This window comes from Occallatibacter sp., assembly GCF_049510455.1.
Taxonomy (GTDB): Bacteria; Acidobacteriota; Terriglobia; order Terriglobales; family Acidobacteriaceae; genus Telmatobacter.
Map to the genome: position 1 here is coordinate 1 of NZ_JBEKYX010000017.1, position 23,096 is coordinate 23,096.

Annotated in this window: 14 protein-coding genes; 7 read left to right on the forward strand and 7 right to left on the reverse strand. The window is 57.7% G+C overall.

Annotation, left to right across the window (positions count from 1 at the left end):
• The first annotated feature begins 261 nt into the window (after window positions 1-261).
• Window positions 262-1,167: an energy transducer TonB gene (locus ABSG47_RS04970; RefSeq protein ID WP_424167191.1), complete on the forward strand. Its 906-nt coding sequence runs from the start codon at window positions 262-264 to the stop codon at window positions 1,165-1,167.
• A 102-nt stretch (window positions 1,168-1,269) separates the two neighbouring features.
• On the opposite strand, the gene ABSG47_RS04975 is transcribed toward ABSG47_RS04970, so the two are convergent.
• The 3 genes from ABSG47_RS04975 to ABSG47_RS04985 all read right to left on the reverse strand — a co-directional run bounded on the left by ABSG47_RS04975 (window position 1,270) and on the right by ABSG47_RS04985 (window position 9,613).
• Window positions 1,270-3,993, reverse strand: a complete 2,724-nt coding sequence (locus tag ABSG47_RS04975; protein WP_424167193.1) for an FAD-binding and (Fe-S)-binding domain-containing protein — start codon at window positions 3,991-3,993, stop codon at window positions 1,270-1,272.
• A gap of 83 nt (window positions 3,994-4,076) precedes the next feature.
• Window positions 4,077-8,510: a UDP-forming cellulose synthase catalytic subunit gene (bcsA, locus tag ABSG47_RS04980; RefSeq protein ID WP_424167195.1), complete on the reverse strand. Its 4,434-nt coding sequence runs from the start codon at window positions 8,508-8,510 to the stop codon at window positions 4,077-4,079.
• On the reverse strand, window positions 8,507-9,613 hold the full coding sequence (locus tag ABSG47_RS04985; RefSeq protein WP_424167198.1) for a cellulose synthase operon protein YhjQ/BcsQ: 1,107 nt from the start codon (window positions 9,611-9,613) through the stop codon (window positions 8,507-8,509). The genes bcsA and ABSG47_RS04985 overlap by 4 nt, the downstream gene beginning before the upstream one ends.
• A gap of 277 nt (window positions 9,614-9,890) precedes the next feature.
• Here ABSG47_RS04985 and ABSG47_RS04990 point away from each other — a divergent pair, with 277 nt between their 5' ends.
• From ABSG47_RS04990 to ABSG47_RS05000, 3 genes are all read left to right on the forward strand, one after another.
• Complete coding sequence (locus tag ABSG47_RS04990) at window positions 9,891-11,171, forward strand: cupin domain-containing protein (RefSeq protein WP_424167201.1); 1,281 nt, start codon at window positions 9,891-9,893, stop codon at window positions 11,169-11,171.
• Window positions 11,172-11,603: 432 nt separating this feature from the next.
• Window positions 11,604-11,945, forward strand: coding sequence for a type II toxin-antitoxin system RelE/ParE family toxin (locus ABSG47_RS04995; protein ID WP_424167204.1), 342 nt, complete (start codon window positions 11,604-11,606; stop codon window positions 11,943-11,945).
• Complete coding sequence (locus ABSG47_RS05000; protein WP_424167207.1) at window positions 11,942-12,223, forward strand: helix-turn-helix domain-containing protein; 282 nt, start codon at window positions 11,942-11,944, stop codon at window positions 12,221-12,223. The genes ABSG47_RS04995 and ABSG47_RS05000 overlap by 4 nt, the downstream gene beginning before the upstream one ends.
• A 264-nt stretch (window positions 12,224-12,487) precedes the next feature.
• Here the strand turns inward: ABSG47_RS05000 and ABSG47_RS05005 are convergent, their stop codons facing one another.
• A complete protein-coding gene (locus ABSG47_RS05005; protein ID WP_424167210.1) occupies window positions 12,488-13,039 on the reverse strand; it encodes a glutathione peroxidase in 552 nt (183 codons plus the stop codon).
• Window positions 13,040-13,153: 114 nt separating this feature from the next.
• A complete protein-coding gene (locus ABSG47_RS05010; RefSeq protein WP_424167213.1) occupies window positions 13,154-15,625 on the reverse strand; it encodes an endonuclease MutS2 in 2,472 nt (823 codons plus the stop codon).
• Between the two features lie 241 nt (window positions 15,626-15,866).
• On the opposite strand from ABSG47_RS05010, the gene ABSG47_RS05015 reads away from it, so the two are divergent.
• Together ABSG47_RS05015 and ABSG47_RS05020 are read left to right on the forward strand one after the other, a co-directional pair.
• Window positions 15,867-15,968, forward strand: coding sequence for a Smr/MutS family protein (locus tag ABSG47_RS05015; protein ID WP_424167216.1), 102 nt, complete (start codon window positions 15,867-15,869; stop codon window positions 15,966-15,968).
• 222 nt (window positions 15,969-16,190) lie between these two features.
• Window positions 16,191-16,613: a hypothetical protein gene (locus ABSG47_RS05020; RefSeq protein WP_424167219.1), complete on the forward strand. Its 423-nt coding sequence runs from the start codon at window positions 16,191-16,193 to the stop codon at window positions 16,611-16,613.
• Between the two features lie 613 nt (window positions 16,614-17,226).
• Here ABSG47_RS05020 and clpB read toward each other — a convergent pair.
• Together clpB and ABSG47_RS05030 are read right to left on the reverse strand one after the other, a co-directional pair.
• On the reverse strand, window positions 17,227-19,857 hold the full coding sequence (clpB, locus tag ABSG47_RS05025) for an ATP-dependent chaperone ClpB (RefSeq protein ID WP_424167221.1): 2,631 nt from the start codon (window positions 19,855-19,857) through the stop codon (window positions 17,227-17,229).
• A gap of 268 nt (window positions 19,858-20,125) precedes the next feature.
• A complete protein-coding gene (locus ABSG47_RS05030; protein ID WP_424167224.1) occupies window positions 20,126-20,884 on the reverse strand; it encodes a BON domain-containing protein in 759 nt (252 codons plus the stop codon).
• 253 nt (window positions 20,885-21,137) lie between these two features.
• On the opposite strand from ABSG47_RS05030, the gene ABSG47_RS05035 reads away from it, so the two are divergent.
• A complete protein-coding gene (locus ABSG47_RS05035; protein ID WP_424167227.1) occupies window positions 21,138-23,096 on the forward strand; it encodes a CocE/NonD family hydrolase in 1,959 nt (652 codons plus the stop codon).

The window sequence follows — 23,096 nt, forward strand, 5'->3', positions numbered from 1 at the left end:
ACCATTGTGGGCACGGTGGAGAAGCCGGTCTTTGTGGTGGATACAAAGGCTGCTGCGCACATCCTGGTCAAGCAGACGGCAAAAGGCGTTGTCTCCGCAACCGGGAATGCGATCAGCGGGCTCTTCAAGAAGAAGAAGAAGGATGCGGACGAGCCGAAGTAGAGGGCTGAGCCTGTCCTGAGTTGATGGCATCGCAAGCATTGCAGCGGTGAAGTTTCGCTGCCTTCTACAGTATAGTATAGGCGTAATTTAGGAGACTCTATGCAACTCCGTTCGCTTGCCCTAGCTGCGATTTGTGTGCTCGCCAGCATCTCCGTTACAGCTCCACAGGTTGTAAGCGATACTGACGAAGCAACTATGCGGCAGCACATTGAGCATAAAGCTGAGCCGGTTTATCCTGCGCTCGCTAAGGCTGCTCGGGTTCAGGGAACAGTAGTGCTGTCCGTGCAGGTCAATACAAGCGGCAAACCAGAAACCGTTACAGTATTGAGTGGCCCTCCAATGTTGCGTCAGGCTGCCATTGATGCATTGCACCAATGGATATTTCAACCTTTTGTACAGAACGGCAACGCGGTTGCCACTAAGGGACAAATTTCAATCGCATTTGACCTGGGCAAAGATGCTCCAACGCCAGACGAGAAGAAGACCGCGCAGGAGTACTTCCCTGTCTCAAACGAATGCATCAAGCTAGCCTCGCAGCATACGGATGTGGCCAAGGCCGCTGATACCTGTAACCATGCAGCGCAGATTGCCGAGCAGTTTGCTTCCGATAGGCGATTCATTGAAAAACGGTCATCATTTACATGGGCGGCATGGGCTGCTGCATACAACAACGACCCCAGCACTTCATTAACCTGGGCAAAGAAGGCCGTCGAAGTTGTTCGGCTTGGGCACGATGACAACTCCGGCAGTAATGCCGCCTATACGGTCCTCGCCCTTGCCGAAGCCAAGACGGGCGATCCGGCTTCGGCTGATAAAGATTTCACGACAGCGGAAGATTTTGGAAGAAAGGCCATTGCCTGGGCCAAACAAGTTGGCTTTAAGCATGGCGATTCTTACAGTCGCAGCCTGGATCAGGATCTGCGTATGCACGCACAAGTGCTTCAGGCGCTGAGCCAGCCCGAAGAGGCACAGAAGAAGCTAGACGAAGCCACAAAGCTTCAGTAAGTGCCGTTTACTTTCGGGCCTCAGTCGTCAGCGCTTCAGCGATGTGTATGGCTTCGCGACGTCCTAGCTGCGCGATCTGTTCGCGGCAACTGAATCCATCGGCTACGATGAGTGTTTCTTGAGTGGCAGACTCGATGGGGCCGAGCAAGCCGAGGTTTGCGATGGTTTTTGAGACTTCGTACCGTGGATGAGCACGCGCTTGCCGGTGAGTTTGCCTGCGACAGATTGCGGCGCTTTGGCGGCTAGCCAGTCGGCGAGAAGCCAGACGTTCTCTCTTAACTTCGCTGCTCGTGGATCGTTGGGGAAGAGCTCGGGTAACTCGTCCTTGAAGACGCTGGCGCAGCTTGGTTCCAGGAAGATAAAAGGTAGGTTAGAGTCGATCTCTGGGGCAAGCCGCGTGAGTACGTCTGACAGGTAATTCTTAGCCGCGTCGAGCAGGCCGAAGTCGTAGAGTGGACGTCCGCAGCAGAAGTGGCCGTGTGGTATTTGTACATTGAAGCCCGCGTCCGACAGTAGTGACTCGGCGGCTGTGAGAGTCTGCGGGTGGTAGTAGTTGTTCCAGGTGTCGGGCCAGAGGGCGACGGTTCCCGCAGAGGCTAAAGCCCCATCCGTTTTATTGCTGCTTTCGGCACGGCTAAAGCCGTGCCTTGACACAAAGCTCTTCTGTGCCAGTCGCGGCAGGTCGCGTTCCTTTGCAATGCCTACGACACGCTTGATGAGTGGGCTTGTGAGCGAGCCATTGAGAATGGCATTGGTCAGGCCGGGTGTGATCGATCCCCACTTTGCGAGCTTGTCTGCGAAGCCGAAGACGTAATGACGCAGCGGGTGCGGTTTGTTTTTATAATGCTGAGCGAGAAACTCGGATTTGTACTGCGCCATGTCTACCTGCACGGGGCATTCGGTCTTGCAGGCTTTGCAGCTCAGGCAGAGGTCGAGCGCTTCATGCACGGCGTGGCTTTCGAAGCCTTCCGAGCGCAGATCGCCGGAAAGCATCTCCCAGAGCAGGCGCGCGCGTCCGCGGGTGGAGTGCTGCTCATCGCCGGTGGCGCGGTAGCTTGGGCACATCACGCCGCCTTCGGCTTTGCGGCATGCGCCGACGCCGACGCAGCGCTCGGTGGCGTGTTCGAGTGATCCGGAATCCTTTGTGAAAGCGAAGTGCGTGGTGAGTGGGGTGTGTGGCTGCAACGGGCTGTGGCGGAGGTTCTCAGCTGGGTCGTAGACGCGGACAGCATCGATGAGCTTGCCGGGATTCATGCGGTTGGCCGGGTCCCAGAGCATTTTGAACTCGCGGAGAGCTTCCATGATCTCGGGGCCAAACATTTTGGGTAGCAATGCTGCGCGGGCCTGCCCATCGCCGTGTTCGCCGCTGATGGAGCCGCCGAAGCTGAGGACGAGATCGGTGGCGCGGTCCAGGAATTCTCTAAAATCGCGAATGCCTTTTTCGCTGCGGAAATCGAAGTTAATGCGGAGGTGGACGCAGCCCTGGCCGAAGTGGCCGTAGAGCGCGCTGCGGTAGCCGTACTCGGCCATGAGGGTGGTGAGTTTGCGCAGGTACGCGCCGAGGTGCTCGGGTGGAATGCCGGCGTCTTCCCAGCCTTCCCAGCCTTCGGGTTCGCCGGGGACAAAGACGGTGGCTCCGAGGGCGGATTCGCGGACGGACCAGACGCGCCTGGCTTCATCGGCGCCGTAGATTCGGGCGGAAGGCACGACGGGCCAGGATTGTGCGGCGCGGACCAGGGCTTCGGCTTTGGATTGCGCTTCTTCCGGAGTCCATGCGCCCATTTCGACTAACAGGAAGCCGCCGCCTTTGGGCAGAAGGCCGACGTTTTCGACGGCTAAATTTTTGCGGCGCATGAAGCTGAGCAGCAGGTCGTCCATGCCTTCGAGGCCGATGGGTGAGTGTTCGAGCGCCTGCGGTACGGCGTCCGCGGCGAGGAATGCGTCGGGGAAACCGAGTGCTGTGAGCACGCGATGTGGCGGGCTGGCTACGAGATTCAGCGTGGCGGAGAGGATGGTGGCGCAGGTGCCTTCTGAGCCGATGAGGGCGCGGGCTACGTGGAAGCCGTTTTCCGGGAGCAACTCGTCCAGGTTGTAGCCGGAGACGCGACGCGGTATGCGTGGAAATTTTTCGCGGATGAGTGGGGCGTAACGGTCGCGAATGCGGGCCAGGCCTGCGTAGATTTCGCCTTCACGGCCGCCGCCGCGGATTTTTGCGGCTAGCTCTTCATCGCTCGTTTTGCCGACCGAGAGTCGGGTGCCGTCGTAGAGAACGATGTCGAGGCGCTCTACGTTGTCGACGGTTTTGCCGCCGAGGAGGCCGTGGACTCCGCAGCTGTTGTTGCCCATCATGCCGCCGAGGGTGCAGCGTGAGTGTGTGGCGGGGTCGGGCGCGTAGGTGAGGTGGTGTTCTTCGGCGGCTTCGCGCAGACGGTCGAGGACGATGCCGGGCTGAACGACGGCTAGCCTGGTCAGCGGGTCAATTGAGGCCAGCCGGTTCATGTGCTTCGAGTAGTCGAAGACTACGGCTACGTTGGTGCATTGGCCGGCGAGGCTGGTTCCACCTCCGCGGGCCAGTACGGCGGCGCCGACGGAGCGGCAGGCTGCGAGCGCGGCCTCGACGTCGGCGGCGTCGAGGGGCAGGATGACGCCGACGGGAAGCTGGCGGTAGTTGGAGGCGTCGGCGGCATAGAGGGCGCGGGAGCCCATGTCGAATTTGACTTCACCTCGAACGACGGCTCTGAGCTGTGACTCAAGCTCCCGGTGGGCGGCGAAGCGCTCGTGGTCCAAAGGCTGCTGGTTGAAGATCGCAAAAGGCGAAGTGCTCACGTAGGCAATCGTAGATGACGGGAGGGCGTTTCGGCTCTGGTTTTTGCAGTCTCACAGCTGCGGGAGCTACCGCTGTGCGGCGGTTAGGCATTGACCGCAGGCGGCGGATTCAGGCGCTCCTTCGCACGCCTGTTGAGCCTGAGGCGGATCCAAGGCACCACAAAGAGGCCCAGGATAAATGTGAGCGGAACAATGATCCACGGGAACTCGACGAACCAGTACCGCAGGTGCTCCCACCAAGGCAGATTGCCTACGTGATAGAAGCGATCGCCCACGCGATAGGACGTAAAGGTAGTCCCATGCAGCACGCTCACCGATTCGCTGATGTCGCTTGCTTCCGACACTTTCCAGAACGCATCCGTAAACGGCGCGGCTGACTCGCTCTGCTTGAGCGTAATCGTCACCACGGATCGGTTATGCGTCCACGGAGACTCTATGCCCTGGATAATTGCATCCGGCAAGCTGCCCACGCTCTCAATCACTCCGCTGCGGCCTTCGTCTTTGCCCAGCTTCCACCACCATTGCGGGCGCAATTCGGCCAATTGCCACCATTCATGTTCAAGGGCGTGAAAGATGCCGCTGGAATCCTGAACGGTGTAGCCGTTTTGATGTACGGCCACAGGCAGCTTGTCATTCAGCTTGTCGAAGGCAGGCTGATCGGTAGCAGTGCCCAGCACAAGGTAGTCCGCATCTTGTCCCAGTTCGGATGGATCAGCCACCTGCACACGCACGGCGGGGTAGCCGGTCCTCTCGCCAAAGTAGCCCATCAGTGAAAGGTAAAGTCCTACTTCCGATCCAGTTGCCTGCGAAGGAAGCACAATCTTTGTCTGCGCAAGATCGGCATAGCGGGTAAAAGGGAAGCCGGCGTTGGAAAAGAGTTCAAGATTCGGCATTGCCGCCCAGTGATAGAGCCCCTTGATGTCCAGATAGGAGTCGCGCAAAATGGCGCCCTGCAAATTGATGGGCGGAGTGTCCTGGCAGTTGCCCTTCTTGACAATCTGGAAATAGAAATTGAAGAGCATGGTGTTGGCGAAGGGCCGCATATTCACCAGAGGTACCGATACCTCGTTGGTGAGCTGCTTGTGCGGATTGTCCTCATGCGGCATGGGGAGTTGCTGCACCATTAAGCTGTTGGCGTCGATGCGCAGCGTAGACTCATTGGCCAGTGCCACGGCGTTATAGCGGTAATTCACGCGCATCGGCAACACTTTTCGGTCGCCGAAGTACAGGTCTGGTGGTACGCGCAGATACACCGCCACGGGAGCGGATCCATCACTCTGCAACTGTGTCGTGCTTGAGTAATCCCAGAAAGGAACGTTGCGGTTCGTCGGCAGCCATAGCGGAGCGTCGTCCGCGCCGCGCGGATCGGGTAACTTGAACTGTCCTATCTGCGCGGTATCTCCCTGCAATGTCAAGCTGCCAGTGGCAAGCGCCTGCGCCGCGATGAGCAATTGCTCCGGACTTGTGCCCGCCACAATCAAAATCTTGCCGTATTGGTCCACCGGGTTGGTCCGCATGGCCAGTACCGGTCCATTTACCTGCAGGTTCAGCCCCGGTGGAAGCGATTGGGCATTCTCCACCAGCAGCACCGCGTTTCCCTTGGGAAAACTCGCGCCAAAGATGACCGGAAAATTCAGTGGCTTGGATTTGATCTGCAGGCCGAACCACGAAGCCACAACGCCCGCCGCATTGAGAGACGGCTTGTCTGGCTGCGAAGCAAAGACCACGGGAATAGTCGCGGTGTCTTTGCCCACCGAGCCGTCGTAGAACGGTAGCGGCAAAATCTTCAGGTCATCGGCCACATCCGTCATCGCGCCGGAGAGCTCAACGCGGCTCGTATTCTCTACCCGGCTCCATAGCGCGGAATGCGACGGGTCTTCGCACTGCATCGTGTAATGAGCAACGGACTGAAACCGCAGCACATTGTCGCGGATGATCATTTCAGCAGGCAGAGGAATCTCCGCGTCGATCTCCTTCTGCATCTGTCCGGTACTCTGTGGAACCGGGAGGGTTGCCACAAGCGTGCCGTTCAGCATGACATTCAGGTGGCTAAGCTGCGGAATGAGGCTGGGAGAAAACGCATAGTGCAGCTTGAGCACGGCTTTACTCACCACGGCAGTTTGCGGCAGTGAGAATGGAATGCTCTGGGAGGCATCCATCCCGCGAAAAATAATCGCCTGCGGCACGCCAACGTCCTTGAGCGTGAAAGAGCTTGAATAGACGCCGCTATTCGCCGTCGAGGCGCCCGGCGCAGTCATCTGTCCAAAAGCCGGCCTCAGCGGAGGGATGTATGGAGCCTGTGCGCTCGCAGTTCCGGCTACCAGCATCAGAAATCCTAGAAGCGCTGCGGCCGCGGCAGCCTGCTTCTTTCTCGGCAACCAGCCAAACAGCGCCCAGTAAACACCGCGAACCGAAAGTTTCATCAGGCGTCCAAAGCTGTGCATGGGCCGGTCTGTTTTGCGATACTCCATGCGGCTCAGCCACGCGTCTGCATCCCCATAAAGCACCAGAGTCAGCAACTCGTTTTCTCCCTCCGAAAGCGATGCAAACGTAACTCGCACATCCTTATCTTTCGCGACTACGACCTGCGCCGGAAATACTGCTTCTCCATCGCGCTGCGGAAACACCAGCTTGACCGGCGTGTCGTCTTCGAATGCGGGCATCTGCGGGACAGTAAGCCGCGCGCCGCCCAGCGATAAATCCACAGTTTCGCCAGCCACTCTGGTGCCGTCTGGCAATTCAATCGCCACCCGCTTGCGGGTATTCACGCGCACATCCCCGCGCGTTTGCTTCGACTCGTACGCCACTGCGTTAGCCGTACCCAGAATCACCATGTTGAAGAGAATCCAGATGATGTTCATCACGATTGTGCCCGGATGGCCTGGATTCAACCAGAAGAAGCGGATGGGCGCCATCAGCAGGCCAAGTACGTTCAGCAAAATCAGAAAGACATACGGCCGCGCAATCACCGAATCGAAGTAGCTCTTGTCGACGATCCCGCCCTTCGCCGTCACGTTGAACTTGCCCAGCTTGGGATTGATCAGCGCCAGCAGCGTAGGCCCGATAATGTACGGCGCCAGAACCGTCTCATACACCTCGTTCCAGAAGGAGTAGCGATACTTGCCCTGCATGCGGAAGTTAGCCAGGTTCGAAAGAAACAAGTGCGGCGCGGCGTAGACCAGAATCGCAGCCCAGTAGCCAGGGATATTGATGCATCCCAGAACCATGTAAATCAAAGGCGATGTAAGAAAGATCAGCCGTGGCCCCGCATACAGAAAGTGAATCATTGCGTTCGTGTAACAGAGCCGCTGTGACGCGGCCAGCCCTTTCTTGAAGAGCGGATTGTCAGTGCGCAGAATCTGAATCATGCCGCGTGCCCAGCGAATGCGCTGCCCCACATGGCCGGCCAGGCTGTCCGTCGCCAGCCCTGCTGCCTGCGGAATGTTGATATACGCCGTGTTCCATCCAAGGGACTGCATCCGCAGCGAAGTGTGCGCATCCTCCGTCACCGTCTCCACAGCAATGCCGCCAATCTCGTCAATCGCTGTGCGTCGCAGAATCGCGCAGGAGCCGCAGAAGAAGGTGGCGTTCCACAGGTCGTTGCCGTCCTGAATCAGGCCGTAAAACAGCTCACCCTCATTCGGAATCTCCAGGAACGAATGAAGATTTCGCTCAAACGGATCAGGCGAGTAAAAAAAGTGCGGCGTCTGCATCATTCCCAGCTTCTGGTCCTTCTGAAACCAGGCAAGCGTCATCTGCAAAAAGCTGCGCGTGGGAATATGGTCGCAGTCGAAGATCGCCGCGTATGGCGAATTCATCGTCTTCAGCGCCGCGTTAATGTTGCCGGCCTTGGCGTGCTTGTTGTCATTGCGCGTAATGTAGCCCACGCCTGCGCTCTCGCAGAACTCCCGGAACGCCTCGCGCCGTCCATCGTCCAGCACAAACACATGCAGCTTGTCATGCGGATAATCTATGTTCATGGCCGCAATCGCCGTAGTGCGGACGATAGTCAGATCCTCGTTATACGTAGGAATCAGCACATCGATATGCGGCCACTCGTCTATATCGTCCGGCATGGCGATAGGCGGGCGGCGCAACGGTCGAATGGTCTGAAAGTAGCCCAGCGTAAGAATGACAAACGCATAGAACTCTGCCGAAAGCAGAATCAGCATGAAGATGATATTGAGGACGCCAATGCCCCGGCCATTCGTCGCTATCGCCACCCACACGGTCGTGACACGCCAATAAGCGTAGCGCGCCGTCGAGATCAGGGAAGCCAGCATCAGCGCAAGCGTAATCGCCTCCGAGCCGGAGATGCGATGAATCAGATAGCCCACAAGAATCGTAGCGATGGCCAGAATCGCCTGCTCCGGCCACAGATACACCATGGAGATGCATTCCCAGGCCAGCCCCAGAAGTGCGCAGTAAATAAGCAGCCTCAGCAGCATGGCCCAGTAGCCGGTCTTCTCGCCTACGGAACCCCACTGGTTCACAAGGCGCGTCGTCGTTGTCGTCATGCTTCGCTCCACCGTCCTGTGGTTCTCGCAAGTTGAGCCACCGGAGCGGCCTTTTTGAGCCATAAGGCAAGTTGCAAAAATTCCTGCGCAATGGCGGATTCTCCGGCATAGTCGGTGACCGTCATACGTTGGGCAATTGCTTCAGAGACCTTCGGGCTGCGGCGTATTGTGATCGGTAAAAGCCGCTCGCCCACTTCGCGTGCAATCAGCTCGCGACCGCTTCGTTCACGCTCGCTCTCTATGTCGAACTTGTTTGAGACATACACCGGCAGCGGCGCCACCACCCCCTGTTTGTCCATCATGCGGTGATAACCCTCAATCCGGGGAATGCTCATGATCGAGTTCAGATCCGTCAGCAGCGGCACTACAACCACCGCGCATAGTGGAAAAATCTCAGGTATCAGGCTGAACGATGCCGGGCCCAGATCGAAGATCGTCCTCTGCACAGTCTGCATGGCGGGCCTCACCTCGTCTTTCAGCCACTCGCTCGTTGGGCTCTCATTCCCAATCACGTACATCGGTTGAGATCCCGGCTCCGGCGAAAGAAAAGTGCGCATGCCACCGCGGGTGTCCTCCGCGCCAAAGTAAAACGGCAGCAGTGTGCTTCCCGAGGTGTCCACCAGCAGCACGCTCTCATGTTGCGCGCTCAGAATGCGTCCGATATTCGCCACAAAGGTAGTCTTGCCCGTTCCCCCCGCAATGGAGCAGATGGCAATCGCCGTCTTTGGTGTGGTCGATGGCTTGCTGCTGCCCTCACTCCACACCGGCCGGGCCGGACTCCGTACCGGCGCGCTCGGGATCGTAACCGGCGCTCTGGACGGCGATGCTGTTCGTACCCGCGGCGCAGGTTCAGCCTGGGGCGCAATCGGCTTGGCCGGTGCGGTCGACAACTGTGGCTCTTTTTTCGCCGCTTCAGGAGCCTCTGCGGCCGCAGCGGTCGAACTCTCGGTTACTTCCGCCAGCGGACGCCCAGCCATCTTGGACGGGCGCGAAAAGCTGCGGTAGTTTCCTTCTTCAATATGCGCATACGAATATAGCTTGGCGACGTCTTTTGCCAGGCCACCCTGCGGAACTCCGCTCAGTACCTCTTCATCAGGTGTCACGGGCCAGCCTCACACTACGGTTTAATTACGCAGAATCATACGAATACAGGCAATCTAATCCGTTGGATGCGAAAAATCCGTCATGTGCAATCCAGAATATACCGCATTCAGTGCCATCCAGGAGCAGGGCTTCTTCCCCGGCTCCGAAAACGATACGATCAATTTGCCACAGTCCGAGCCGCATGAGCCGTAACTCTGCCTGGGAATCACGTCTTGGAACTCAAGCATCTACGGTCGTTCGTAAAGGTCGCGCAGTTTGAAGAAGGAGATAGTTCACATGATTTTCACAACGGAATCGGAAGTCAAAAACCCCGAATTCGAACCCGTTCAGAAGCCCCTTTCACGCCGCTTGTTTGTCGGAGCCGCCGCGCTCGCCGGCGCGGGACTCTTCGGCGCGCCGGTCCTTGCGCAGACCCGCACCGAGCAGCTCGCGGGCCGCAAGGGTGACAACACCAGCGATCCCGGCCCCGAAAACAAAAGCCTGCTTGAGCAGAATCCCAGTGCCAACAATCCGCCCTTCACCGATCACGGCAATCCCGGCCCCATCTGGTACTCGTTTGATCTTGCGCCCAAGCGCATGCAGGGCGGCGGATGGACCCACCAGGTCACCCAGCGCGAGCTGCCGCCATCCCACGATCTGGCAGGCGTGAACATGCGCCTCACCTCCGGCTCCTTCCGCGAGCTGCACTGGCATACCGCCAACGAGTGGGCCATCATGCTCACCGGCAAAGCGCGCATCAGCGTCATGCAGCCCAATGGCAAAATGTTCCTCGAGGATGTCGAAGCCGGCGATCTCTGGTACTTCCCCGCGGGCTATCCGCATTCCATTCAGGGCCTCGGCCAGGACGGCTGCGAATTTCTCCTCGTCTTCGACGAAGGCAATTTCTCTGAAGATGACACCTTCCTGCTCTCCGAGCTCCTCGCGCACACCTCGCCGGAAATCCTTCAGAAAAACACCAGTTGGCCGCGCGCGCAATTCGACAAGCTGCCGCCCACAGAGCTCTATATCTTTGAGGCCTCGCTGCCCGATTCACTTGAAGCTGAAAAGCGCTTCCTCGGCGAGAATCTCGAAACCGAAAACAAGTACACCTTCAAGATGAACGCCATGCAGCCCACAATGAAGACCGCCGGAGGCGAAGCGCGCATCGTCGATTCCACCAACTTTCCCGTCTCCAAAGGCATTGCCGCTGCCATGGTCACCCTCAAGCCCGGTGCCATTCGCGAGATGCACTGGCACCCCAACGTCAGCGAGTGGCAATACTGGATCCGCGGCAAAGGCCGCATGACCGTTGTAACCACCGGCGCCAAAGCCCGCACCATGGACTTCAACGCCAACGATGTCGGCTACGTGCCAAGCATGGCCGGTCACACCATCGAAAACACCGGCACGGAAGACCTGGTCTTCCTCGAAATGTTCAAAACAGCCCGCTACCAGGATGTCTCACTCAACCAATGGATCGCGCGCATGCCAAACAAGATGGCGGAAGCGCACCTCAAACTCGACCGCTCCATCATCCGCCAGGCTCCGCAGGACAAGAACGTCATCCTGCCGCGCTAATCCCGGAGTACACCGGAGTACATGGGTGAAGCGTCACCGCATCAGGTGGCGCTTCGCCTGTTTTACGCCCCGCGATACGGGCTCAGCCTGAAAGTGGTTCATTGACATTTCCGACATCTTGCTCGCTTTGCTTTCGTTAATTGGCCTGATGTGATGTTCTTTCTCTACAAAAGCGCACAGCCGGCCTGGTGGTAGCATCCTGCATGTCGAATGCATCGAGATAGAAATGCATCAGCCGTTTTCCGCCTTTTCCATAACCGCACGGCTTGACATTACACAGTCACTGAGACGCAGCCGTACTTCAGGCGAAGGGAAGAACCTGCGGTCGTTTTTGCTTTTGCTCTTCGCTCGCTATCGCAACAGGTGGGGTAGCGTACCGCACCCTCGCAACAAATCCTTGCCCAAATATGCAGAATTTTATATATTCCATGTGTGGATCGCCCCGTTAAGCGTCTTTTCTTCCGAGGCAGTTCTCATGACGATCTCGGCAGTTTTTCTGAGAGCGCTCGTTCTGAAGCCGGTTATCAGCTTTATCTGGTGCAGCAGGGAACCGACCCCGACGATTGGAAGCCAATGGGTACTGTCGGCTCTGGCGTTCGTGAAATCCGAATTCGCGACAAGAGCGGAGCATTCCGTGTCATGTATGTCGCAACCTTCGCTGAAGCGGTCTATGTTCTTCACTGCTTTCAGAAGAAGACGCAACAGATACGCCGGCAGGACCTGGAACTGGCTCAAAGCCGCTACAAAGAATTGGTCAAGGAGTTACGCGGATGAAAGATGAAGGATTCGACAATGTGTGGGATGCCATCGAACCCGATCCCGCCAAAAGAGAGAACCTGAAGCTGCGCTCGGAGCTGATGTTCAGGCTTACAAATCACATCAAGCGCGAAAAATGGACGCAAGCCGAAGCCGCCAAGCGCCTCAGCGTCACCCAGCCCCGCATCTCCAATCTCATGCGCGGCAAAATCAACTCCTTCGGCCTCGACATGCTGGTAAAAATGGCCACCGCCGCCGGACTCCGCATCACCCTGCGCGTAAAAAAGGCCGCCTGAAAGCCTGCAAAAATTTTAAAATAGTTTGCACAAGATTAACCCCATTTGTGCTCCACACATAATGAGCACAAAAAGGCCCGATGACCCCCCTCTTCGCTTTTCTGGAGGGAGCGTGAGGCTTCAGCCTCACGAATAAGGCCAACGGATTCAAGAGGGCTTCAGCCCCGGGTCCTTCCTTAAAACCGCCAGACTGACTTTGTCGGCAATCTGAGGCTCCGCATCTCTGCGGAGCCTGTTTTTGCGCTTGCTTTTGGAGTGGAGAAGCTAGCGTGCGAGAGCGGCTTCAATGGCGGAGGTAACCGTCTGGGAGTCAGGCGTGATGGCGGGCTCGAAGCGCGCTACTGGCTGGCCGTTGCGGTCGAAGAGAAATTTGGTGAAGTTCCACTTGATGTCGCCGGCGAACTGAGGGTCGGTCGAGGCATCGGTAAGGAAATGGTAGAGCGGGGTCTGGTCGTCGCCTTTGACGGAGACCTTGGACATCATGGGAAAGCTCACGTTGTAGTTGCGTGAGCAGAAGGTCTTGATCTCTTCGTTTGTGCCGGGCTCCTGCTGCGCAAAGTTGTTCGCGGGAATACCGACAATGACCAGGCCTTTGTCCTTGTACTTTTCGTACAGGGCCTCAAGGCCCTTGTATTGCGGGGTATAGCCGCAGCGGCTGGCGACGTTGACCAGCAGTACCACGCTGCCTTTGTAGCTCTCAAGGCTGACGGGCTGGTTGTCAATGGATTTTATGGTGAAGTTGTAAATGCTTTTCTGCTGTGCAGGTAGCGCAACTGAGGCAGCGCACAACGCGAACATTAACGCTAGTTTTCTCATGGGACCTCCGCGGTCGATATGGGGAATTATTATCATGCGGCGTGTGGTTAGACTGTCATCAAAATGTCAAAAAACCGCCTGAACACAGCAATGTGAATGCAGCAGTTTTGCTAATTACTGGCGCAGCTCGACGATGGTAGCTCCCTGACCGCCCTCAATTTGCTCCGCTTCCGCAATCGTTGCCACATGCGGATGGCCCTTGAGGAACTCCCGCACGCCGCGCCTCAAAATCCCCGCGCCGTGCCCATGAATGATGCGTACGCGCGGCAGTCCGGCCAGGAACGCGCGGTCCAGATACTTCTCCAGCTCCTCGGTTGCCTCATCCACCGTGCGGCCAATCAGGTTGATCTCCATGCGCATGTCGTCCGTGTTCGCGCTGGTAACAGAGACGACGACGTTGTTTTGCTTCCGTGCTGCCGCTAATGGAGTTTCCTGTTTTTGCTGCGGCTTTGGTTCGGCCATCTCATCGCGTTTTACGCGCATTTTGATGGGGCCGAGTGCGACTTCAAAGACGTCTTTCTCCACTTCACGCTGCACCACGGCGACTTTGTTCATTGCTTTGAGCAGGACCTTGTCGCCGGGCGCGATATGGCGCAGCAGGTGCGGCTGGGCGTTGGCATCGCCCTCATCCGCGCCGGTGCGATGCGCCACAACGGTCTGATTAAAGCTCTCCTGAAACTCGCGCCGCAGCCTGGTCATGCGCCGCTCGGCTTCTTTCGATAATTTCTGCTGCGCCGCGCGGTCTTCAATCGCACGCACATTCTCGCGCATCTGGAACTCGAACTCCTTGAGCAGAGACGCCAGCTTTTGTTCCAGCTCGCGCGTCTGCTTGCGAATCTCGATGTCCGCCTCGCGCTCCAGCCGTTTGCGCTCCTGGTTCAGCGCGTACTGCTGCTCGCGCGCGGCTTTGCGTTCAACTTCGAGTTGCGCGAGCTCATTGTGCAGCTTGTCGAGGAAGCGAGCGAGGTCTACTTGCTGCGAGCCGAGGCGCTCGCGTGCTGCTGCAACGATGCGGGCATCGAGGCCGAGGCGCTCGGCTGTGGCGATGCCTGCGGAGGCGCCGGGGACGCCGAGACGTAGCTGATATGTGGGCACGAGGGTGCGCTCGTCAACTCCGGCAGCGGCGTTTATCACGCCGGGGGTGTTTGCGCCGTAGACCTTGAGTGAGGTGTGGTGGGTGGAGATCAGTGCCCATGCCTTCGCGTCGAGGAAGAAGCGTGCTACGGCTACGGCGAGAGCGGAGCCTTCTTCGGGGTCAGTGGCGGAGCCTAGCTCGTCGAGCAGGACGAGGGAGTGTGAGTTGGCGAGGCGCGCGAGGCGGTCCAGATTGGTGATGTGTGCAGAGAACGTCGAGAGGGCTGCTTCTATGGATTGCGCGTCGCCGATGTCGGCGAGGAAGGCGGTGAGGATGGGGAAGCTGGCGGTTGCGGCGGGGACGGGAATTCCAGCCTGCGCCATCATGGCGAGAAGCGCGGTGGTCTTGAGGGTGACGGTTTTGCCGCCGGTGTTGGGGCCGCTGATGATCATCTGTCTGGCGCTGCCGGTTAGCTCCAGCGTGAGTGGGATGATCTGGCCGTTGCCCGTTTCATTTCTTGCAGCCCGGAGGCGCTTTTCGAGCAGTGGGTGACGCGCTTCTTCAAGGTGGAGTTTATCCGGGCTAAGGACCGGACGGATGCAGTTGAAGTCTCTTGCGAAGCGGGCGCGGGCTTGCAGTGTGTCTACGCGGGCGAGCACGCGAGCGCCTTCGGTTAGCGCGTAAGCGTGGGTGCCTACCTGGCGGGTGAGGGCGACCAGGATGCGATGGATTTCGGCCTGTTCTTCTTCCAGGAGGCGGACGAGCTCGTTGTTCTGCTCGATGGTTTCGAGGGGCTCGACGTAGACGGTCTGGCCGGAGGAGCTTGCGCCGTGGACGACGCCGGAGACGCGCCGCTTGAGCTCGCTGCGGACGGGGATAACGAAGCGGTCGCCGCGGATGGTGATGACGTCGTCCTGCGTGGCGCCGTCGCTGGAGAGCTTGCGGAGGGCGGCACGGAGGCTCTGCTCGATGACGCGCTGCTGTTGCTCCTGCTCGCGGCGGATGCGGTTCAGTTCGGGTGAGGCGTCGTCGGTAAGGGTGCCGTCGGGCATGAACTTGCGCTCGATGGACTCGGCCAGCGGCTTCAGGCTCATGGTGAGGCCGGAGGAGAGCTCGGTCAGGCCGGGAAGCTTGCCTGCGAGGCGCGCTGAGGGCTCACGCAGCAGGCCCTGCCATGCGGCGATGCTGTGGGCGAGGCGGGCGATGGACTGGAACTCCGGGGCTTCGAGCGCGGCTTCGGGGATCTGGGCTTTTGCGGCTAGCTGCGTTGGGTCAAAGAGGCCGCCTAGCGGGACGGAGACCTGCTCTTCAAGCAGCAGGCGTAGTTCGGCGACCAGGCCGTGCTCGCGGGTGATCCATTCTTCGCTGGTAGAGGGGACGAAGGCCAGGATGCCTTCTCGGCCCACGGTGGAGGATGCGTAGCCGGCGACTAGCGCGAGCAGGGGCTGCCATTCGAGGGCGGCGTAGTCGGCGTGGGCTACGGGAGACGGGATGGGTAACAGCAAGGGCACATGGCTATTTTAGGGTTTGGCTGAGCTGCCTTCTTAGTTGGATGGATGGCCCACAGAATTACTGGACTCACAGATTCTGCGGGGAGCGAAAATCGTGTGTTTTTTGTTTTTCGTAAATTATTTATTTTCAAGTAGATAAAGGTAATTATTAGCAGGACAATGGGCGTCAAAAATACGCTGGACTCTCCACTCCAAAAGCAAGTGCAAAAACAGCCTCCTAGAGATGCGGAGCCTGTTTGGCATGCGCGAGTTTCTCGAGAGCCATTCGCACGTGGCGACGATTGCGAGAGCGGAGCAGATTGAAGGCGGGCAGGGAGCAACTATTGTCGAGCTGCGACAATAGTTGCAACGTAGCTACATTGTAGCTATGATTTATAGTGCGTCATCAGGAAAGACAGAAGCATGAACAACAGGCATTTCGATTGGGATGACGCGAATATCGCCCATCTTGCCGGGCATGATGTAAAACCCGAAGAGGCGGAACAGATTATATTGAACCGCCCCGTGGATTTAAGTTCTGAGATTCGTAATGGCGAGAAACGGTGAGCACAGATCGGTGAAACAGATGCCGGACGAATCCTCATCATTGTTTCTACAATGCGTGGTGATCGGCTACGCGTTGTCACCGGCTGGCCGGCAAACAAAAATTATCGGCTCTACTTCTCATCGCAGAAAAGGAACGGCAATGTTGGAAGAACTCAAAAATAAGACATTCGCAAGCGAAGCCGAAGAGGCTGTCTGGTGGAAGGCCCATGAAGATGAGCTTCTTGAGGAATTCAAGAAGGCTACAAAAGAAGGCCGCGTGGGAATCGGCACGGCAGCGAAACACATAGCCTCGCGCTCAACTTCGATGCGTATCCCTAACAACGATATTGCAATAGCTGAGAAGCAGGCGGCAGAACGCGGACTGCGCTACCAGACTTATCTGAAGATGATTATTCACGAGGCTTTGCTGGCAGAAGAAAAGCGTAAGTCGAAGGTTGCTTAAAGTTCGTGCTATCCCAGGTCTCAAAAGCGAGACCTGGGGCACCCGGAACGGGTTCATCTCAATTCCTAACTTCTTACTATGTGAATAACTAGAGTTCGTTCGTCATTTTGCTCCATGATCTGAGGTTGACAAGCGCATGAACGCAAAAACTCATGTTTGCCATTCCACGGCTCACTATCTTGATAAGGCAGAACATGTACATCCTCATCATGGTAAAAATCATCCTCATTAAAATGAGCTTAGAGCTTAACCAATTCCATTTGTCCTGTCTTCAAATGCTGGGCACAAGCTACCCATGGAATCCTACCTTCGCTAGAAATAATATGATGAACGACCGATTGACCTGTTTCGTGATCCCAAATTTTGCCTCTTAATTTCCCTCTCCAGCGTGGTTTTCGACTCCTGCCGTAAATCGTTAAGCCGAACCAAACTGCAGAGGCCAAAATAAACCCGAAGGCGAAAGAGTCGATGATTGGCTTGGTCATGCCAGAATTATCGCTCACATGCAAACGTTGTGACGGAATCGTTCAGTAGCAAAACAAAGAGGCAGGACTTCTCAGCCCAGCCTCTTTTTGTTCTGCGCCGAAGGCGCGGTCAGTGCCACCTCAGGTGCTTACGCCATCGCTTCGCGGCTCATAGGTTCGAAGTGGAGCTGGTTTGTCTTGCGATCAACATCGATCCTGACGTGCGCGCCATGAAGGACTTCGCCGTCGAGGATCTTGATCGCCAGCGGGTCCTGGATCATCCGCTGCAGTGCGCGCTTCAAGGGCCGTGCGCCGTAGGCGGCATCTGAACCTGCGGCAAGGATCAACTGACGCGCGGGTTCCGACAGCTCGAAGGAGATCTGGCGGCTTTCGAGCAGCTTCTGCAGATCTTCCAGGCGAAGGTCAAGAATTGCACTGACCTGCGCGTGACCCAGCGGCCGGTAGATGACGATGTCATCGACGCGGTTAAGGAACTCCGGACGGAAGTGCTCGCGGAGCACGCGCATGACGGACTCACGTGCCATGTCGAAATCCTGTTCGCTCTTGAGCGCGTCGCCTGCAAGCATCGCAGCGCCGAGGTTCGAGGTCATGATGAGCACTGTGTTCTTGAAGTCCACAGTCCGGCCCTTCGAGTCGGTCAGTCGTCCATCATCCATCACCTGCAACAGCACGTTGAAGACATCCGGGTGCGCCTTCTCGATTTCATCGAACAGGATCACGGCGTAGGGGCGGCGGCGAACGGCTTCAGTGAGCTGGCCACCTTCGTCATAGCCGATGTAACCCGGAGGCGCGCCGATGAGACGAGCCACGGCATGTTTTTCCATGTACTCGCTCATGTCGATGCGCACCATCGCCTGCTCGTCGTCGAAGAGAAATTCGGCGAGCGCGCGGGCGGTTTCGGTTTTGCCTACGCCTGTGGGGCCGAGGAAGATGAACGAACCGATAGGTTTCTTCGGATCGCTCAGGCCGGCGCGTGAACGGCGAATCGCGTTGGCCACAATAGTCAGCGCATGATCCTGGCCGATGACACGCTCGCGCAAGCGCTCTTCCATGTGGACGAGCTTCTTCACTTCGCCTTCCAGCATGCGGGTGACGGGAATGCCCGTCCACTTGCTGACGATTTTGGCAATGTCTTCCTCGTCAACTTCTTCCTTCAACATGCGGGCTGTAGATTCACTCGCAGCACCGTCCTGCACGGCATTGAGCTTCTTCAGCTCAGCGTCGAGCTTGGGCAAATCACCGTACTGAATCTGCGCGGCGCGTTCCAACTGACCTTTGCGGGTCTGCTCTTCGGCTTCAAAACGCAGCGACTCGATCTGCTTCTTGAGGTCACTGATGCGCGTGATGGCGTCGCGCTCTGTGGTCCACCGGGCACGGAGCGCGGTGATCTTTTCCTTATTCTCAGCGACTTCCTTCTCAACCACACTCAGGCGGCCGCGGCTGTTCTCATCGGTTTCGCGGCGCAGCGCTGTGGCCTCGATTTCAAGCGAGGTGGTTTCGCGCTCAAGCTGATCAATCTCCGTGGGAACAGAACCGATCTGGATGGCGAGCGATGCAGCGGCTTCATCGACAAGATCAATGGCTTTGTCGGGCAGGAAGCGGTCGCTGATGTAGCGGTGCGAGAGCGTGGCCGCTGACACGATCGCAGAATCCTTGATGCGCACGTTGTGATGGGCCTCGTAGCGCTCTTTCAGGCCGCGCAGAATGGCAATAGTGTCCTCGACGTTAGGCTCACCGACATAAACAATCTGGAAGCGGCGCTCCAGCGCGGCATCCTTCTCGATGTACTTGCGGTACTCGTTAAGCGTGGTGGCGCCGATGGCGCGCAGCTCGCCGCGCGCCAGCGCCGGCTTGAGCATGTTGCTCGCGTCAATTGCGCCCTCGGCAGCGCCCGCGCCGACAATCGTGTGCAGCTCATCGATAAAGAGAACGACTTCGCCGTTTGATTCTTCGATCTCTTTGAGGACGGCCTTGAGACGGTCTTCAAACTCGCCGCGATATTTCGCGCCGGCAAGCATGGAGCCGAGATCGAGTGAAATGACGCGCTTGTTTTTGAGAATCTCCGGCACGTCGCCGGAGGCGATGCGGCGCGCAAGCCCTTCGACGATAGCTGTCTTTCCCACGCCGGGCTCGCCGATGAGCACCGGATTGTTCTTCGTGCGGCGGCTCAGAACCTGGATGACACGCCGAATCTCCTCATCCCGGCCAATCACCGGATCGAGCTTGCCGCGGCGGGCGAGTTCCGTGAGGTCCTTGGCGTATTTCTCAAGTGCCTGGAACTTGCCTTCTGGATTCTGGTCTGTCACGCGCTGCGAACCGCGCACGGCGGTGAGCGCCTTCAGGATGGCGTCATGCGTTGCGCCGGCGGCTGCAAGCTCATCGCGCGCGGCATCGTTCTTCTCTCGCGCGATGGCGAGAAGCATGTGCTCGGTGGAAAGGTACTCGTCCTTGAAGTTGTCGGCTTCTTTGAAGGCCTGATCGAGAACGTGGTTCAGCGCGTGGCTGATGCTGGGCTGCGTGTTGGAGCCGGAAACGCGCGGCAACTTGTCTTCAACCTGGTGCAAGTCATTGGTGAGGCGCTCAATGGGCGCACCAATCTTTTCCAGCACCGCGGGCACCACTCCTTCGCGGTCTTCCACAAGCGCGAGCAAGAGATGTACCGGCAGAATCTCCGGATTGCCAAGATCGGCGGCGCGGTTCTGCGCCTGCTGCATTGCCTGCTGCGACTTGACGGTAAATTTGTCCCAACGGATGGACATGAAACAGCTCCTGGCTTCTGGCCGCTAGCTACCAGTTGGATTATCGGTAGCCGGCGCTGCAGCCATTCATAAAAATTAAATGCTCGATATTCAGGCCGGACAGGTTTCACACCAGCCTTTTCATCTGATGAAACTATAGCATAAATGATTCATAAAAGATGAGTGATATACGCTCATATTTTGGCAATAGCAAACCAGAAACACTCCGGGCCTGCCGGCGGAGTTGCACGGCAGGCCCGGATAGGTTTCGCCTCTGAGAGGCGCTGATTTACTTCTTCTCAGACGGCTGATTGGCGACCTGGAGTTCGTTGTCGACGCTGAAGACTCCGGAAACCGTTTTGGCGCGAATGCCGGCGGCATCCTTGTCAGCCTGAGTGTCCACTGCACCGTAGAGGGTGACGTGTCCGCCGGAGACCTGGATGCGGATGGGCTTGGCCGGGTCAATGGCGTACTTATTCAGCATGGCGAAACCGTAAACCGCCCGGTATGTAGCCTGGCGGATGCCGTCATCCATAGGCGAAGGCGGATTCACAGTGATGTTGTCTACAACGTCCTTAACACCCTTGGTGTTCTCCACCAGGCCAACGGCGGATGCCGCATCTGTGGGGCCCCAGGCATAACCGCCGAGCGTGACCACACCATTCTGCACTCCCACGGAAATAGCGTTAAAGGGAGTCGTGCGGTAGCCCACGCGATCCCATGAGACGGCCTTGACGAGCTTGTCCTGAAGCTGGGCATCTGGAACGTCGGGGCCGGCAACCTCAATCTGATTGCGAACGCCCACAATGCCTTTCACGTGGGTGGCTTTCTTATCGGCTCTGGACTTGGAATCGTACAGATCGACACTTCCGGTCAGTGTTGCTTCGCCCTTCTGCACGGAAACCCGCACACCCTTGAAGCTTGAATTGTTGAGAGCCTTCTGCACGGAGGCCTGAAGCTCTGTGTCGCTCTGCTGCGCAAAGGCAGCCGGAATGGAGAGAACCGCGGTCAAAACTGCCGCGAAAAAGAATCGAGAGAAAAGCTTCATAATTTGCAATCTCCTTACTATTCAATTCGATGCCATTTTAAGCGAAAAGGCTGCTTGGAGCGCCCCGAATGCGGCTGCGCCACTATAACATACACGCAATTTTGAGGAAAGTTTCGTGAATGGCAGGTTACGGAACACGGCGCCACGAGCGCAACATCAAAAACCTGTTTCGCTATGGCGGCCACCGGGTACGAGGCAGTTAATATAGGAAACGCTGAAATATCCACTGACTAAGTGTTGCTTTTGAGGTCCGATGAACCAGTCTAAGAAGTTGATTTTCATTGTTGCGCTTCTCTGGAGCAGTGCGGTGGCGCACTTCGCGTATGCGCAGGCTCGCCCCCAGGATGCCGCTCTGATTGCCCGCCGGAATGCGATCGAAAAGGAACTCGAATCGATTGCCATCATCGACCGCAAGGTAATGGTGCCCATGCGCGATGGCAAGCGCATGCAGGCGGATATTTACCGGCCGAAAGATGAGTCGAAAAAGTATCCCATCATCTTCTCCCGCACTCCCTACAACTTCAATTACTGGGATGTGGAGTTGGGCGCGCCCCGCGACATGTCTGCCGAACTCGATGCCGTCAAACGCGGCTACATCTATATCGAGATGAACGAGCGTGGCCGCTATTTCTCTGAAGGCGACTACGATATCCTCGGCGTTCCGCTCACTGACTCCGACGATGAGTTGGACTGGATGAGCGCACAGCCGTGGGCCACAGGAAAAGTTGGCCTCATCGGCTGCTCTTCCACGGCCGAGTGGCAACTGAATGTAGCCTCGCGCGGAAACAAAGCGTTGACCGCCATCATTCCGGAGAGCTTTGGAGCCGGCGTTGGCAGCGTTGGGCCCTATTACGAGCAGGGCAACTGGTTTCGCGGCGGTGCGGTGCAGATGCTCTTTGCTACCTGGCTTTATGACTACGGCCTGCAGACGAATGACGCCAAGCCGAACTTTCCTTCCGGCACCTCGCAGCAGGCGCTGGTAGCTGCGGCGAAATCCTGGGATCTCGCCGCGCATCCGGCAGCCGTCGATTGGTCCAAAGCTCTATGGCATCTGCCGGAGAAGGACATTCTGGCCGCTGCGGGCGGCCCGCGCGGCATCTACGCGGACTCGACACCCTCTGGCCAGCCCGGCATGATCGAGCGCGCACCGAATGATCCCGCGTGGTACAAGGGCGGACTGTGGCATGACAACCAGCGGATTAACATTCCTGGCCTCTGGCTCATGACCTGGTATGACGTCAGTGTCGCGCCCAACCTTGCCGCTTACAACCATGTTCGCCAGACTGCTGACCCGGCGGTTGCCGACGAGCAGTATGCCGTCATCGCTCCTATGCCTCACTGTAGTTACAAGCGCGCCACCGAGCACACCATGGTTGGCGAACGCGACATGGGCGATGCGCGTCTGGACTATGACGCACTCACCTGGGCATGGTTTGACCGCTTCCTGAAGGGCGAAGAGAACGGCGCGCTGACAAAGACGCCTAAAGTGCAGTACTACACAATGGGTTTGAACAAGTGGCAATCCTCGGATGTATGGCCGCCGGCCAATGCCAGGCCCGTTACGTTTTACCTCACCAGCGCTGGCCGCGCTAATTCGCTCAATGGCGATGGCTCGCTGGCGCCTGCTGCATCGGTCAAGGATTCTCCTGATAGCTTCACGTACGATCCCATGAATCCCGTGCTCACACATGGCGGCGGCTTCTGCTGCATGGGTACGGATCTGAAACCGGGAGCAATCGACCAGCGCAGCACCGAAGCGCGCAGCGACGTGCTCGTTTACAGCACCGATCCTCTGAAGCAGGGGCTTGAAGTCAGTGGTCCCATCGATGTAACTCTCTACGTCTCCAGCGACGCGAAAGATACGGACTTTACGGTCAAGCTGGTTGACGTCTTTCCCGACGGCACCGCATTCAACATCGACGACAACATCCAGCGCGTGCGTTATCGCGAGGGCTACGACAAGCCGCCCGTGTGGATGGAAAAAGACAAAGTGTACAAAGTTGCCTTCCAGCCCATTCAGACCAGCATTTACTTTCCGCCCGGCCATCGGCTTCGCATTGAGGTCAGCAGCAGCGACTTTCCCCGCTTTGACCGCAATCTGAATACGGGTGGAAACAACTTCGATGAAACACAAGGCGTGGTGGCGCACAACCAGGTGCATCATTCCTCTACGTATCAATCCAGCGTCACTCTGAGCGTTGTCGCGCACTAA